The sequence below is a fragment of the Pseudoneobacillus rhizosphaerae genome (genome assembly GCF_917563885.1).
GTDB classification, from domain to species: Bacteria; Bacillota; Bacilli; order Bacillales; family Cytobacillaceae; genus Pseudoneobacillus; species Pseudoneobacillus rhizosphaerae.
The window spans coordinates 56,016-71,416 of record NZ_CAKJTG010000023.1; the positions used below are offsets into that span (position 1 = coordinate 56,016).

Annotated in this window: 17 protein-coding genes; 2 read left to right on the forward strand and 15 right to left on the reverse strand. The window is 33.8% G+C overall.

Annotated features, from left to right (window positions below; genetic code table 11):
• Nucleotides 1-7 precede the first annotated feature (7 nt).
• The 15 genes from fliE to LRP83_RS17680 form a co-directional block, all read right to left on the reverse strand.
• The gene (fliE, locus tag LRP83_RS17610) at nucleotides 8-310 is read right to left on the reverse strand and encodes a flagellar hook-basal body complex protein FliE (protein WP_230498014.1); all 303 of its coding nucleotides are present in this window, start codon (nucleotides 308-310) and stop codon (nucleotides 8-10) included.
• Between the two features lie 10 nt (nucleotides 311-320).
• Nucleotides 321-782, reverse strand: coding sequence for a flagellar basal body rod protein FlgC (flgC, locus tag LRP83_RS17615; protein WP_230498031.1), 462 nt, complete (start codon nucleotides 780-782; stop codon nucleotides 321-323).
• On the reverse strand, nucleotides 782-1,174 hold the full coding sequence (gene flgB / locus LRP83_RS17620; RefSeq protein WP_230498015.1) for a flagellar basal body rod protein FlgB: 393 nt from the start codon (nucleotides 1,172-1,174) through the stop codon (nucleotides 782-784). The genes flgC and flgB overlap by 1 nt, the downstream gene beginning before the upstream one ends.
• A 187-nt stretch (nucleotides 1,175-1,361) precedes the next feature.
• Nucleotides 1,362-2,018: a glucosaminidase domain-containing protein gene (locus LRP83_RS17625; protein ID WP_230498016.1), complete on the reverse strand. Its 657-nt coding sequence runs from the start codon at nucleotides 2,016-2,018 to the stop codon at nucleotides 1,362-1,364.
• A gap of 114 nt (nucleotides 2,019-2,132) precedes the next feature.
• The gene (locus tag LRP83_RS17630) at nucleotides 2,133-2,453 is read right to left on the reverse strand and encodes a hypothetical protein (RefSeq protein WP_230498017.1); all 321 of its coding nucleotides are present in this window, start codon (nucleotides 2,451-2,453) and stop codon (nucleotides 2,133-2,135) included.
• A 240-nt stretch (nucleotides 2,454-2,693) separates the two neighbouring features.
• Nucleotides 2,694-3,050: a hypothetical protein gene (locus LRP83_RS17635; protein ID WP_230498018.1), complete on the reverse strand. Its 357-nt coding sequence runs from the start codon at nucleotides 3,048-3,050 to the stop codon at nucleotides 2,694-2,696.
• 8 nt (nucleotides 3,051-3,058) lie between these two features.
• A complete protein-coding gene (fliS, locus tag LRP83_RS17640) occupies nucleotides 3,059-3,439 on the reverse strand; it encodes a flagellar export chaperone FliS (protein WP_230498019.1) in 381 nt (126 codons plus the stop codon).
• Nucleotides 3,440-3,530: 91 nt separating this feature from the next.
• The gene (locus LRP83_RS17645) at nucleotides 3,531-4,427 is read right to left on the reverse strand and encodes a hypothetical protein (protein ID WP_230498020.1); all 897 of its coding nucleotides are present in this window, start codon (nucleotides 4,425-4,427) and stop codon (nucleotides 3,531-3,533) included.
• Between the two features lie 332 nt (nucleotides 4,428-4,759).
• The gene (locus LRP83_RS17650; protein ID WP_230498021.1) at nucleotides 4,760-5,392 is read right to left on the reverse strand and encodes a flagellar brake protein; all 633 of its coding nucleotides are present in this window, start codon (nucleotides 5,390-5,392) and stop codon (nucleotides 4,760-4,762) included.
• Between the two features lie 19 nt (nucleotides 5,393-5,411).
• On the reverse strand, nucleotides 5,412-6,320 hold the full coding sequence (gene flgL / locus LRP83_RS17655) for a flagellar hook-associated protein FlgL (protein WP_230498022.1): 909 nt from the start codon (nucleotides 6,318-6,320) through the stop codon (nucleotides 5,412-5,414).
• 13 nt (nucleotides 6,321-6,333) lie between these two features.
• Nucleotides 6,334-7,773: a flagellar hook-associated protein FlgK gene (gene flgK, locus LRP83_RS17660; protein ID WP_230498023.1), complete on the reverse strand. Its 1,440-nt coding sequence runs from the start codon at nucleotides 7,771-7,773 to the stop codon at nucleotides 6,334-6,336.
• A gap of 32 nt (nucleotides 7,774-7,805) precedes the next feature.
• Entirely contained in the window at nucleotides 7,806-8,291 is a 486-nt protein-coding gene (locus LRP83_RS17665; protein WP_230498024.1) for a flagellar protein FlgN, read from the reverse strand.
• Nucleotides 8,292-8,302: 11 nt separating this feature from the next.
• Nucleotides 8,303-8,581 (reverse strand): flagellar biosynthesis anti-sigma factor FlgM, encoded by a 279-nt coding sequence (gene flgM / locus LRP83_RS17670; RefSeq protein ID WP_230498025.1) that lies wholly within the window; start codon nucleotides 8,579-8,581, stop codon nucleotides 8,303-8,305.
• A 236-nt stretch (nucleotides 8,582-8,817) separates the two neighbouring features.
• A complete protein-coding gene (locus LRP83_RS17675; RefSeq protein ID WP_230498026.1) occupies nucleotides 8,818-10,629 on the reverse strand; it encodes a methyl-accepting chemotaxis protein in 1,812 nt (603 codons plus the stop codon).
• Nucleotides 10,630-10,687: 58 nt separating this feature from the next.
• A complete protein-coding gene (locus LRP83_RS17680) occupies nucleotides 10,688-12,769 on the reverse strand; it encodes a sensor domain-containing protein (protein WP_230498027.1) in 2,082 nt (693 codons plus the stop codon).
• 320 nt (nucleotides 12,770-13,089) lie between these two features.
• On the opposite strand from LRP83_RS17680, the gene LRP83_RS17685 reads away from it, so the two are divergent.
• Together LRP83_RS17685 and LRP83_RS17690 are read left to right on the forward strand one after the other, a co-directional pair.
• Nucleotides 13,090-13,911, forward strand: coding sequence for a C39 family peptidase (locus tag LRP83_RS17685; RefSeq protein ID WP_230498028.1), 822 nt, complete (start codon nucleotides 13,090-13,092; stop codon nucleotides 13,909-13,911).
• A gap of 149 nt (nucleotides 13,912-14,060) precedes the next feature.
• Nucleotides 14,061-15,065: an LLM class flavin-dependent oxidoreductase gene (locus LRP83_RS17690; RefSeq protein ID WP_230498029.1), complete on the forward strand. Its 1,005-nt coding sequence runs from the start codon at nucleotides 14,061-14,063 to the stop codon at nucleotides 15,063-15,065.
• The last annotated feature ends 336 nt before the right edge of the window (nucleotides 15,066-15,401 follow it).

Sequence of the window (15,401 nt, forward strand, 5' to 3'; positions counted from 1 at the left end):
CATATATTTACATTTGCATTCTCATGATTTCATTGTACGACTCAACAGCCTTATCTCTTACCGTAACAGTAAGCTCTAGCGCTATTTTTGCTTTTTGAGAAGCAATGGTTACATCATGAAGATTCGTTATTTCACCAGTAGCAACCTTAGTAGTTAAATTTGATGATTGTTTTAAACTTGAATCTACGTTATCCAGGTATCCTTTTAAAATACCGGAGAATGAATTTTTTGTTGTTGAATCATTCTGAACCCTTTGAAATGAATTTTGATTAATTTTGATAAAGTCACTTCCAACACGCGATATATCCATTTATATCCCCCTAACGACCTATTTCGAGTGCTTTTAACATAAGTGATTTTCCAGTATTAAAAGCTGTAACACTTGCTTCATATGCTCTAGATGCTGCGAGTAAATCAACCATTTCTTTTGATAAATCGACATTAGGCATCCTTACGTATCCTTCTGTATTTGCATCCGGATGTGTAGGGTCATAGATCATTTTAAAAGGTGTCGTATCATTAATGACACCTGTAACTCTTACACCTTGTAACTTTGAAGATGGATTAGATTGTTTCTCCATTTCCCCTTGTAATACTTGACCAAAGGATTTTTCTCTAGGTTCCATTACCACTAATTTACGTTGGTACGGTTCCCATACTCCATTAACATATGTCCCTCTTGTCGAAGAGGCATTAGCAATATTAGAAGAAATGACATCCATCCGTAATCTTTGGGCTGATAAAGAGGATGCACTTATATTTAACGAATCGAACATTAGAATTAAACCCTCCCTTTAATAGCAATGGATAATTTTTGGAATTCGCTATTCAATTGCTGAGTTAGGGTATAATACCATAATGCATTTTTACTTAGACGAGTCATTTCTTCTTCTATGTCAACGTTGTTTCCACTATTTTGGATTTTTGTTTCAGTTAATTCTACAACCTCAGGCTGAGGTAAATTTGACGGCAATCCGATATTAAAGTGACGCGAATCAGTCCGAGTGCCTTTAAAATTAGTTTGATTTGACAACTGCTGCTTCAGAATATTTTCAAAAACGACTTGTTTCGACTTATATCCGGGTGTTTCAGCATTTGCAATATTATTTGAAATGACATCTTGTCTTAAATTTGATGCATTCAATGCTGTATGTAATATGCTAATTTGACTCAAGATGATTCTCTCCTTTCACCTTATATTCCTTTTTGATTAAAATTCGATATACATCAAAATAATGTTATTTTGTTATAGAATACTACAAAAAGGTGACATATTTCTACAATATTTTTGATATTGAGATAGATTGGTAAGATTTATAGTAAATTAATCGATTTTTCGACAAATTTTCATTTGCTGTGAATTAATTATCTGATAATTGATTATAGTAGTTGCTTACACCTGAGACCCAATGATTGTTAAGACCTGTGGGATCATTACTGGCACCAACTGGAGCATATTTGGCGCCAATTTTTGGAATAGTAATAAATCCTTTTTCCAAATAATTATTACTTAAATTTCGGGCCATATCGATAATACTTGCTTCAACTGAAGAATACGATTTCAAACCATTTGCCCCCATCATTCCGGCAATATTATTTTTTTCTATTGCTGCATTTGAATTTCCATTTCCTGTCTCATGCTGAGCGACAGCTGCTAAAAATGCTGGGTCAACATTATATCTTCTGCCTTCTCGGATAAATATTTCTCCCATACCTCTTAGCTTCCCGTCTAAGGACTGATTTAATTTCTCTGCATTAGTGGTCTGAAATCGTAAAGAGTCTCCTAGATTACTATTATTGGTATTTACTCCCTTAAAGGTGTCTAAGGAATTTAAATTAATTGAATCTATTGAAATAGGTAAAGTTAGGCTCTTTTCTAGTAATAGTTGATTTAAAACTGTTACAAAATCCCTCTCCACTTCATTTTGAGAGGTAGTTATACGTGGCTTTAGTTGCTCTGTCCGATGCAAAGTATTCACTATCATTGATTTAATAAACCAATCATCACCAATACTCATAGGTAATCATCCTTTCAAATTATTTTGTTTTTTCCATCAAACTAATCAAAAATTTGAAATCTCTATAAAAAAAGCGTGACCGCTCATTTTACGGATCAACGCATATTTGTTTTATCATCTTAGGTTATTTCCTTTGAACATCTTACTTACATCTCCAAAATATTCATCTCGAAGCTTTGATATATAGGTTAATTTCCCATTCTCTATTTTGGCTTCAACCAATATGACTGTAGTGGTATCTCTTTCTCTTCGCAAAGCTAAAATTTGTTTTTCTTTAAAAACAACATTTTTCACCAAGAGATAAGTTTCATTGATAGGGTTTCCTACCTTAATATTAATTGGATCCAAAAAAAATGGTTTTTTATTTTTGTATTCAAGAAAGTTATATATCTTTCCTTGTTTATCTGTAGCGGATATTGTTGGATAAAAATCCAAGTATATCATCCTCTCTGAAAATACATTAAAATAACCTAATTTCGTTCTAGTTCGGACAAAAAATGTTTCAAAAAGATAGCCGACAAAATTCTACAATTATCTACTAAATATTGTATATGAAATTTGGGATAATTCAACCGAAAAATCACGTTCAGAAGCACGCAAAAAAAATTATAACAGAAAACAAATTTTTCGTCTTTACGAAATAAAAAAATAGGTAAAAGCACCTAGTGCTCTTACCTACCCTTTACCTAATGTTTCATCAACAAATACTCCACTTGTTTGCTTGAAATAAGGCTTATATTTAAATAACTGTTTTTTAGAGTTCATTTTATTAATAGATAGCTCACTGTTTGTTTTGATATCCTCAGATTTCTTCATTAATTGACTATTTAAAGCGTATATGTCTTCTAATAACTGTGTTTCCAAATTAGTATATTGGAAATTTGGATGGTTTACTTTAAGACCATCCACTTCGGTCATTGTCACATTTCTAATTTGGAGCAACCGGTCAAATTCCTCGTAGTCTTCCTGTTCTAAAATGCGTTCTAATTCTAATGTAATGTTATATATTTTTTGCAGTAATTCAAACATCATCTACTTCCTCAGTTTTTAATTTTCATTTCTTTCATCGCATTATACCAAGTTTCCGATAACTCTACTGCGTAAGTTTCTACTTCTTCTAATATTTGTTGATCCTTGTTAATATTAGCTTGAATCAAACGAGCTTTCATATAATCATACATGGAAAGTAACGAATCTGTAACAGGATAACCCGTTTTTAACGTAATCATTAGCTCTGAAAGTATGTCTTGTGAGCGCAGAATAAACGTATTGCTCTCCTCAAAGTTTTTATTTTCCAAGCTATTTTTTGCTATTCGGATGTACTTAACAAGTCCTTGATATAGCATATAAGTTAATTCTTCCGGTCGGGAAGTTGAAACAGCCTGTTTTTGATAAGTTTGGAAAGGGTTGCTAAAAGCCAAGGTCGTTTCTCCTCTCATAATCCTTTTTTCTTATTTTTTTATCGGATTATTTATAAAAAAGTTAAGGGTTTTGCCTTAAGTTTCTTTAGGTCTAACTTCCTATTTGTAAAGCAAAGCCAGTTTTGTCTATTATCGAATTTAATTTTTGGTTATATGACTTTAGATTTTGTATTTTTGCAGCATCACCTAATTTGCTAAACGCTGATATTTCCAATGCTAAACGATTAACCTCTGCTCGTAATTCATCGTTTCGTTTTTTCTCTTGAATTAACTGCTGTTCTTTTTGTAATAATTTTTCACGTAGCAATTCATTATCCAAACTAGCTTTTTGCTGAATGCTTTCTATATTTAGATTACCTTTTTGATTTCCTATTGCTAGACTTGTAAGATGATATAAACTACTAAGAAGTTCAGTTAACTGTATCCCTGGTAGCTCTTGTACATTTGTTATTAATCCTGACAATAGGTCTAAAAGATTATTTTCTTCGTCTTGCTTTTCAACTTCTATTTCAGAAACCTTTTTTCTTTGTATAAGTTCAGTAGAGATAACTGGAACATCCATTTGTGAAATCGTCATAAATTTATAATCCTTTTGACCTATTTCCTGTTCCTTTTCTTTAACAAGTGTATAGTATTTATAATTAACAGATTGATATCCACGATTTAATAATTGTGCTACTTCCTCAAGTAATTCAGTAATATTAATCGAGTTTTCTTCTTGACGGTCATTTATATATTGAAACATTAGTTCAATTTCGCAGTTAATCCACTTTCGATTGATTTTTTTTGTATGATTTTGAGTTTGAGTTTGAGTTTTTTTAGAATGCTTCGCTTTCAATATCATTAATATATTAAAATAATAATCTAAAATGCCTGTATTTAACTGGTTTTTTATTTCTAAATTACGGATAACATGAGCCATTACTACATCCTTTTGGTCTTTCTCAAGAATATCCTTCATCTCGAATAATGCAGATTTTAAACCCACAATACTCCCTCCTTACCTTTACGTATAACAGGTAAAAGATTCAACCCCATACGTATGATTTAGATTAACTAAAAATAAAATGGTTAATATCATAGATTGGTTTCCAAATCTTCAATATATATTTCGTTTAGATGTTTACTTTTATGAGGATATCAAAAAAAATAAATTTAATCAAAGAAAGACAACTACCAATATTTCCTTATCAAACATTTATAGAAATAGTATAAACAAATTGCAAGTAATTGTATACTTTAGTGTTCCTATTGCATGGGATGGCAAGTTATAAAAAAAACCTTCTTTATCAAAAAGAAGGTAAATCGTATAGAAGAATTTTATAAATTTTGTTGGATTAGACGATTTTGTTTTTGTTTATAAAAACAGTATTGGACGAGATTCATTTGATCCCTATCATTTAATCTAACAAATTCTAAAGCAATGTACATTTTGTCAGGAATATCATTTTTTGAGACCCTTCTTACCGCTCCTTGAAAATGGATGGGATCAATAGTTTTATTATCAATAGGAGGGATAAATAGTATTCCTGTAACAGCATCACCAACTTTTAACATCAAATCTTTATTGCATGAAAACAATAATCCTCCAGCACTTATATTTAAGGTAATGAACTCATATTCATTCAACTTTAGTGATAAATTAGTTTTCACCCGAAAATTGTCACGTCTTTGTACTTTAACGATATCTTTTGGTTGAGGTTTTACGATTCGATATAACGGAATATTGTCAGAGATTTTGCCATTTATAGTAGAAGGAAATTTGTACTGATTATCACTCGCACTATAGTAAACACTTATACTAGTATTTACAGGAAGATTTCTTATTACTACCCCTTCTAAAGGCAAACTGATAAATATCTCCTTTTCAGTAACATCGGCTACGATTGACTGAAATGATTGGTCTTCAACTTCTACATTTACAACTATATTCTGATTGACTTTGAGATTCATAATTTCCACCTTACTCAAATTAACGTAAGAAATCTACTAGGGAAGGCTGAATGATACGAGCACCTGCCGAAAGTGCAGCACGTTGAACATTTTCCTGCGCTTTCAAATTGACAATTACTTGAGAAATATCAATATCCTCTTCTTGTGATAAAAGGCGAGTTGTTGATACTTCAATTCCGTCCATTCGAGACATGGCTAATTCGATACGATTCATACGAGCTCCCAGTTCAGATCGTTCCTTCAAGATATTATCTATTTGACTATCTAGTTTATCCAAATGATTACTATCATTTTCATTTGAGTTTCTAAATTTATCGACAATATCCGATAGAACTTTGAAGACTCCTCCAATATCTTGATTATTAAAAATATCCATTCCACGAATATTGATTTGAATGTTACTCTTAGCCCCAACTTCTAACTCCAAAACTTCTTGATTGTTATTTCTAAACTCCCTTGGAGAATTAGGAATAGTTGGGTCAGCGTTATATGGTGGATTCTTGATGTCAGTGCCTGCGAAAATATATTTCCCAGCAAACTGTGTGTTCGCGATTTCACCAAGATGATTTTTCAATTGGTTAATTTCTTCAGCAATAGCGGTTCGTGAGTTTGCATCATTTGTTCCGTTTAGTCCTTGAACAGTTAATTCACGGACGCGTTGCATGACTTCTGTTACTTCATTTAAGGCTTCATCTGTTGAGGTCATCCAGGAAAGACCATGATCCAAGTTCCTTTTGTATTGTTCAATTTCATTCAATGAAGACCGATAAAACATTCCTCTTACAGCGGTAACAGGATTGTCAGATGGCTTATTTATTTTCTTACCTGTCGATAATTGATCTTGGTAGGTTTCCATCATTTTATTATTTCGCTGCAAATTAAAAAGCATATTTGAATTGAGGATATTTTGGGTAACACGGATGCTCATTTGCTTAAACCTCCTACAATCCTACTCGGCCCATTCCGTTAATGATTTTATCTAAGCATTGATCCATAACTGTCACCATGCGAGCTGATGCGTTATATGCTTGCTGGAATTTAATCATATTTGTCATTTCTTCATCCAACGATACACCGGAAACAGATTGTCTTCTATTTTCAACTTGTTTAACAATTAATTCTGAGTTCTCTAGCATTCTTTGTGATTCTTGTGAATCGATACCAAGTTGTCCGATAATGTTACGATAAAAGTCGCTAACTGATGTATCAGATCCACCAATATTTATAGTACCAAATTTAATGTCTGCCATTGCTTGAGCGTTTTTTCCATTCCCTGATGACGATTTTCCGGGAGCCTCCTCTATTGCAGCAGCAATTAAATTTAAGGATTTCATAATATCAGGATGAACGTTTATATCACTAGCATTCGTTCCTACAAAGAATTCGACTTTTTGATTCGATTTTCCTTCTATATTATCCAAATTCATTCCATTTAAATGAACTTTATTGACTTCGTCAGCAAAAGCTTTAGCTAATTCATTAAGAGCATTTTTCATTTTAGGTAGAACGTTTAAATCTCCACCATTCATCTTCCCAAAGGATTCAATATACCCTACCAATTCCCCACCGTCTAAGGCAATTGTGTTTCCACCTATTTTAAATTCAGAAGGATTAAGTAACCCAGTAGCTTGGTCATAACCAAGAGAAAGTGTATTGTAATCCTTTCCGGAAATCAATTTTGCACTACCTACTGTTACATCAACCATACCGTTTTCCCCAGAGGTAACCTTTACATTTACAAGTTTCGATAATTGATCAATCAAGACATCACGTTGATCATAAAGATCGTTTGGTTGGTAATTGTTTGGTACTACACGGGAAATTTGAGCATTTAGATTACCAATTTGTTTCGCTAAAGAGTTTATTTCATTTGTTTTGGTGTCAATTACATTTTTAAGATCAGATTCAATTTGATTTAATGAATCCATAATATGTTTAAAGGTTTCTGCGACTGCGACCCCTCTTTGACGAACAACGGACCGGGCAGCTGCGCTCTCTGGATGATTCGCCAGCTCTTGCCACCCCTTCCAAAATTCATCCATTGTACGGGCTAGTCCATTATCAGAAGGTTCATTTAGCAATTCCTCAATTTTTGAAAATGTTTCGCTTTTTGCTTCCCAGTAACCTGTATTTTTAAGTTCTCCTCTAATTTGAACATCTAAATATTCTTCTCTCAGACGAACAAGCTTAGAAATTTCTACTCCTGTACCTAATTTAACCCCTGCTGTAGAAATGGGATTGCTTGCCTGCATTTCAACGCGCTGTCTAGTATAGCCATTTGTATTTGCATTGGCGATATTATGTCCAGTTGTATTTAATGCCATTTGCTGAGCAAACAAACCTCTTCTTCCAACCTCTAGTCCATGGAATGTCGAAGCCATAATGAACCTCCTTTTACTATATTGGATAGTTTCTATACTTTTGCATCTAGTAGACTCATGTAGCGATTTTTATTATTTGGCCCATATCCAATGGACGGTTCTTTGCGGAGATGCATTGAAATAGTGTACTGAACGTAGGAAAGTGAAGTTTGGATTAATTCTTGATTGCTCTCGTTCAAGAAGGAAATTTCTTTTATTAATTGACGAAGTTGCTTGGCTAAGGAATGTAATTTATTCTTGATAGATTCGTCATTTTCTATTTGGAGTAATTCTTCAAGTGAAAAATTCCTACTAACCAATCCTTTTACCGAAAGATATTCTCGAACAAATTGCATTCTGTTTTCCTCGAGCTTCAGAATTTCATCCACACATGTACTCTCCAGAAGAAGAATGGACTGAAGACCGTCAATATTTCCCTCTACAAGAATAGTTCTCTTCTCTTTCATTATATCTAGTAAATTTTTATGTGCTTCAACTAGTTGCTCTAGAGTTTTTAATACTGACATAATCGAGGTCATCGTCTTGTCTCCTATTTCGTATTACTTGACCAAAAATCAACTATCTTTTGTGCAATTTTGTTGCTATCTACAGTGTAAGTACCTGTTTCAATTTGATGCTTTAACTCTTGAATTCTGTTTTGACGTTGGGTTTGCTCAGACATCATTGATTGTGAAATCTCTCTACCACGAGTAGATATTTTAACATCATCTGTTGCTGCCATTGTTTTTTTAGGTGAAGTGCTTATATTTGTACGGTTCTGTTGATTTTGATAGGAATACAAACCATATTTCGTATCGTTGATTCTCATTTTAACAGTCCCTCCTAATCATGTTATTAACGTTATCTCAAAGAAGGTTATTTGAATAATATTTACACATAGTATTTATTTTATCAAATTTTCCTTTATGTTTCATTATACTCTAGCTATTATTCTTTTATTAAACGTTTACTTATGTTACATTATCGGATTTTATTTCGAATGGTTTAGTTTTTTAGAAAAAAAGTTAAAGGGAGCCCCATAATTAGGCTCCCTTTATTAACTAATTAAAACTTAAATTTCCCAATTGATTTTTGTAAATCATCCGCTAAAACGGCTAATGCATTGGATGATAATGAAATTTCCTGCATAGTTGCTAACTGTTCTTCTGTAGATGAAGACACTTCTTGCATTCCAAAAGAGGTATCTTGTGCGATATCTTTTACTGGCTCTATCGTCGTTACCAATTGTTTAGTACCTTCGGTTATATTAATTACTGCACTTGATACTTGCTGAATTTGTCCAACGACACCTTCAATTGATTGATTGATAGCTTTAAAGGATTTACTTGCTTCATTCACTGTAATTAAACCATTTTCAACTTCTTTAATTGTATTTTGCATGGTCGCCACCGCTTGGAATGTTTCCTGCTGAATCGTCTTAACAAGATTGGTGATTTGTTTCGCAGATTTAGCCGATTGATCTGCTAATTTACGAACTTCATCTGCTACCACAGCAAATCCACGGCCATGTTCACCAGCACGAGCTGCTTCAATGGCTGCATTTAGCGAGAGAAGATTGGTTTGACTCGAAATATCTGTTATCGCTTTAGTGATATTTTCAATTTCTTTAGAACGGTCTCCTAGTCCTTTAATAATTTCAGAGAGCGAGGTTACCGTAACGTTAATGGAATCCATTTGAGAGCTAACTTTCCCTAAAGTTTGGCCACCAGATTCAGCATCTTCTGATGTTTTAATTACATGGGTCGATACTTCTTCAGTTAAAGAAGAAATCAAATCTACTGTAGATGTGAAATCATTTAACGCCATAACCCCATCATTAATTGATTGTACCTGTTGTTCGGAACCTACTGATACTTGTCCAACCATTGAAGAAATATGCTCAGTTGCCATGGTACTTTGCTCTGCACTAGCAGACAGCTGGTTTGCTGATGCTGCAACTTGATCTGTGCTTGAACTAATTTCTTTAATAAGGATACGTAGATTTTCTAACATTTTATTAAAGGAAATGACTAATGTTTTAATTTCACCTGAAGACTTAAATTCAATCTGTTTAGTTAAATCTCCTTCACCCTCTGAGATCTCCTTTAGTTGGCTTCCGATTAGAATGATCGGTCTAACAATTAAGAAGCCAAGCACAAGTTGAATGAAGACTGCCGCTATGATTGAAATAACTAACGCAGACATTGTAAGTAATTTTCCCTTTTTCTTATTTTGTTCCATCTCTTTTTCGTACTTTACAATATTTGCATTAACTTTTTCAATAATTGGAATAAATTTATCTAATAGTGTAGAAGTTGGCACTTCGGTATATTTTACTCTAGCCTCTTCAACTTGACCTTTTCTAAATAATTCTAACGTTTCCTTTTTTTCTGTTTGATAGGCTGTCCATTCATTTTTAAAGCTTTCAATACTTTCTAAGTCATTCTTAGATAGGTTAGGGTATTTTTCTAGCTCTTTTAATAAATCATTTACATTCCTAATGCTCAGCTGATACTTTGTATAGTATTCAAAATTTCTGCTTAGTAAGTACCAAGAGCCTGTATCATCCGTGTTAATAATATTAAAATGGACATCTTCTGTTAAACTTAACAGATTCATTTCATTTTGCATTTTTCCATTGATTTTATTATTTACCGATTCTACAAATACGTTTATACCGAAGATCAACAACATCAAAACAATCATAGAAACAAGCGATGCTAATAATTTAAAGCGAATGCTTCCGAAAAAAGCTTTAAATCCTGACCCATTGTCAGAATCAACTGTTGAATTAATTGTGGCATCATTTATGTACTTCTTTACACTATTAAATCTTTTAAAACCTGACTTTAATTTAGTTAATATTTTTGGGATCATTACTCGTTCCACTCCCTTATCTTTCGTTGCATCTACCCAAACAATCTATTCCTTTTCCTCACGATGGAACATTCCAATTCTGAAGTAATTCATTTAGAGTTTCAAAAGGTATCGGTTTACTATAAAGAAAACCTTGTATATCGAAGCAATCGATATCTTGCAAAAATGACATTTGATTCTCAAGTTCGACACCTTCCGCAATAACTCCTATACGTAAACTCTTAGCCATTGTTACAATTGTACGAATAATAGCTTCCTGATCTGCGTCAATATGAATATCCTGGATAAATGAACGGTCAATTTTCAGCGTACTTATTGGTAGTTTTCTTAAATAACTTAATGAAGAGTAACCCGTTCCGAAATCATCTAAAAGAACATCAATTCCTAAATCTTCTAACTGACGAAGCTTGGTTGCTAAATCTTCTAAATCTTTCATTACTGTACTTTCAGTGATTTCAATTTTTAAATAATGAGAGTTAAAATTTGTTTCATTAAGAATATTTATTAATTTCGGGACGAAATTCTTTTCCTCAAATTGCTTTGCAGAAACATTAACAGAAATATACATATTATCATATCCGTTAGCGTGTAGCTGTTTTCCGTGTGTACAAGCAGTACGGAGAATCCATTCTCCAATCGGTATAATGATGCCTAAATTCTCAGCTATTGGTATAAATTCAACAGGCGAGATGAAACCAATCTTGCTATGTTTCCAGCGTAGTAACGCTTCTAAACCTACTATATTATTCGCTTTACTATTAATAATAGGTTGATAGTTAAGACTAAACTCATTCAATCTTAATGCTCTAAGAAGACTCTGGGCTAACTCCATTGTACGGGTTAAATTTTCACTCATACCGGACTGATAAAACAGATAGGCATTTTTGCCATTACTTTTTGCTAAATACATAGCATGTTCTGCATCTTTTAGGAGATCTTCTGGAAACTCTGAGTGTTCTGGAAAAACACTTATTCCAATACTTGCTGTTAAGGTATAATCATTGTTCATTAAATGTACTGGCATTGTAATAATATGATGGAGCTTTTTAGCCACATTTTCTAATTCAGTAGAGTTTTGGATGTCCTTAAGTAAAACAGTAAATTCATCCCCGCTCTGTCTAGAAACAATATCATTCTTACCAAGACAATTGATAATACGTTTCGCAATTATTTGTAATAACTCATCACCAATGCGATGACCTAATGTGTCATTTATTAGCTTAAAATGATCTAAATCAATGAAAAGAACCGCTAACTTTTTGTTCGTTTCTATAGCCTCTTGTATCGAATCTCCAAGCAATGTGAAAAACTTTCTTCGGTTTGGCAATTTTGTGAGTGTGTCATGATAAGCCATGAATCGCAACTTTTCCTCAAGCTCACGGTGATGACTAATATCGATGATCACGCCGTCGTACCGTATTGTCTCCCCGAAATGGTTTATGACAGGAATGATACTAGATAAAACCCATTTAACAACACCCTGTACATCAATAATACGATATTCCCTTTGTATTGATTTTCCTTCTACTAATTGGTGATTTATTTCATGGATAGTTTTTAAATCTTCAGGATGAATTACTTCCATCCAAAGCGATGGATTTTTTTCAAATTCCTTCTCCGAATATCCATATATTTTTTCGCAGACAGGTAGGATGAAAGAATTTGCTTTACTACTCGGAAGCGATGAACAGAAACAAACTTCTATACTTTCGAATATATTCTTTAATTGATTTCGAGAAATAGCTAATTCCAGCTGGACTATATTTTTATGAGTAATATCTTGGGCAATTCCTGTAACACCGATTATTCTTTCATCTATATAAAGGGGTAAGGTTGTAATGTGTAAGTCAATGTTTTCGCCACTCTTCTTTACAATCGAAATTTCAAAGGAATCCCTTTTACCATTTAATAATTCTTGAAATTTCAGTTGACCCTTTTCTACCCTATCCTCGTTTAATAATGTAGGAAAAGATAGTTGTAAAAGTTCCTCTTTAGAATATCCAGTTAATTGACATGCAGCATCGTTTATGATTATGAATTTTCCTTCAGTATTAAAGGCATAACATGCATCTGGATTATGCTCAAAAAGTGTCTTATATATTCCATTTATAAATGAACTTTCTTGAAGGTAGTCGCCCATAACATCCTCCTTTTTATCTAGTTGACCAATACACATTGATGTTTATATAACATATCGGACAAATACGAAAATTGTTTAGTAAAAAACAAAATATAATCAGTCATTATGATGCCGAGTTATTTTTTGGAAGATACTACAATATTGTAATTCAATGAAAATAGGTTACTATAAACATATTAAATTAGAATATGGTTACAATTCATCATTTTTAACTCCAGTGAAATCATTAGAATGGAGGAATAAGTTTGACTGCCTTTTTTAAATGGAGTATTAGTGTTTTTTTTGTAGGGCTTTTTTGTATCTACTTTCTGGTTTCAATTTTGCCTTCTATATCTAATCAAAAAACAATACCGATCTCCACCACAAATGAACATCCAGTGGATATTAAAGAAAGTATTGTACAATCGAAATCAATAACTAGCGATATTGTAAATATGGAAGTAGATAAAAATGATGATTTAATATCAAGTGCAACTGATCAAGTAGATGAATTACAACCTATTTCAGAGCCCAAATCTTTACAAAACGAAGAAAAACTACTAGATGTACCACTTTTAAAGCAGATGGACGCTCCTAGACTATACAATGGTTGTGAAGTCACAAGCTTAGCGATGCTGTTACAATTTGATGGACATTCTGTTACTAAAAATGAACTGGCAACAAAGATTACAAGAGTGCCGTTGAATTATCCGGATGGTAAGAAAGGGAATCCTAATGAAGGCTTTGTAGGAAATATGGAGAATGGACCTGGATTAGGGGTTTATCACGAGCCTATTTTCAAGTTGGTACAGACGTATGTAAATGATCGGGCAGAAGATTTAACGAAGCAGCCGTTTTCAGTTGTAATAGAAAAACTGGCAGCGGGTAGACCCGTTTGGGTGATTATTACATCCAGCTTTACACCAACTTCTGAAATAAAAACATGGAATACACCACAGGGGCCGGTGGAGGTTTCTTTTAAAATGCATAGTGTAGTTATTACTGGTTATGATCAAGAAAGTATTTATATTAATGACCCTTACGGTGGAAAAAATAAAAAAGTAAACAAGGATAACTTTATCAAGGCTTGGGAGCAAATGGGGTCTCAGGCGATTGTGATTAATAAAATAGGTATTTCTAGGCATAACCTACTGAAGGAGTAATAGGTTATGCCTTTTTTTATTGTTGATAAATTTATTTTCTTCACTTTGAAGACAGATTCTTTTGAAACTCGAAATGAAATTGATAAAATAAGGTTACTTATTCTAGGAGAAACTAGGTAAAGATACATTGAATGAAAGAGGTGCATGGAGTGTCTAAAAAGCAATTAAATCATATATCATTTTCGATTCTTGATCTTGCACCGATTACGGTTGGTGGAAGTGCCTCTGAATCTTTACGTAATACGTTAGACCTTGCTCAACATGCGGAACGATGGGGATACAACCGCTTTTGGCTTGCAGAGCATCATAATATGCCTGGTATTGCTAGTTCAGCGACCTCGATTGTCATTGGACATGTTGCGGCTGGAACATCAAAGATTCGCGTCGGTTCAGGAGGAATTATGCTTCCGAATCATGCTCCACTTGTGATTGCTGAGCAGTTTGGGACATTGGAAAGCCTGTTTCCTGGAAGGATTGATTTAGGACTTGGGCGTGCTCCAGGAACGGATCAACTAACCGCTTTCGCCCTACGTAGGGAACGAAGAAGCGATGGTCAGGATTTTCCTGAACAATTGGCGGAGCTGAGAGATTTCTTTAATCCCGTAGAAATGAAACCTGTTAGAGCCATTCCTGGTGAAGGACTAAATGTACCGATTTGGTTATTAGGCTCAAGTGGCTTTAGTGCCCAATTGGCTGGGCAATTAGGTTTACCATTTGCGTTTGCTAGTCATTTCTCACCTGAAAATACGTTGGCTGCCTTAGATTTATATCGCCGTAGCTTCCGACCTTCTGAAGTGCTAGAAAAGCCATATGCGATGGTTGGAGTGAATGTCATCGCCGCAGAAACTGATGAGCGAGCGAAGTACCTTGCCACGTCGATGCAGCAGCAATTTTTAAACTTAGTTCGAAATAAGCCTACTCCATTACAACCACCTGTTGAGGATATGGATAGTCTTTGGAGTGTATACGAAAAGGCGATGCTAGAAAAGCAACTCGGTTCTTCGATAATTGGTGGGCCAGACAAGGTTAAGAATAAGCTTCAGCAGTTTTTAGATGAAACACAGGCGGATGAGATGATTGTGAATGCAATGATTTATGATCATCAGGAGCGTCTTCGTTCGTTTGAGATTGTTGCAGAGGTAACAAAAGGATAACCTTTAAGCAAAAAAAACGTCAGCTGGCTTCATACCAGCTGACGTTTTTTTGAAATTAGGCTCTGTGTTGAGTTTCTTTTTCAACTATCCGAAGAAGCTTAGTGCTATTAGTTACCGTTTTCAGTCAAAATCTGAATAAACGGTCACTATTAGGTGCTATTAGTTACCGTTTTCAGATAAAGACAGAATAAACGGTCACTATTAAGGGCTATTAGAGTCAAGTCCATTTAATTGTGTAAAAGTGTCAACAATGATTTTCAATTGATTAAAATAAAATCCGTATAATGAACTACATTTATTTCGAATTTACATTGAGGGGCGGGCATGATAGCCTGG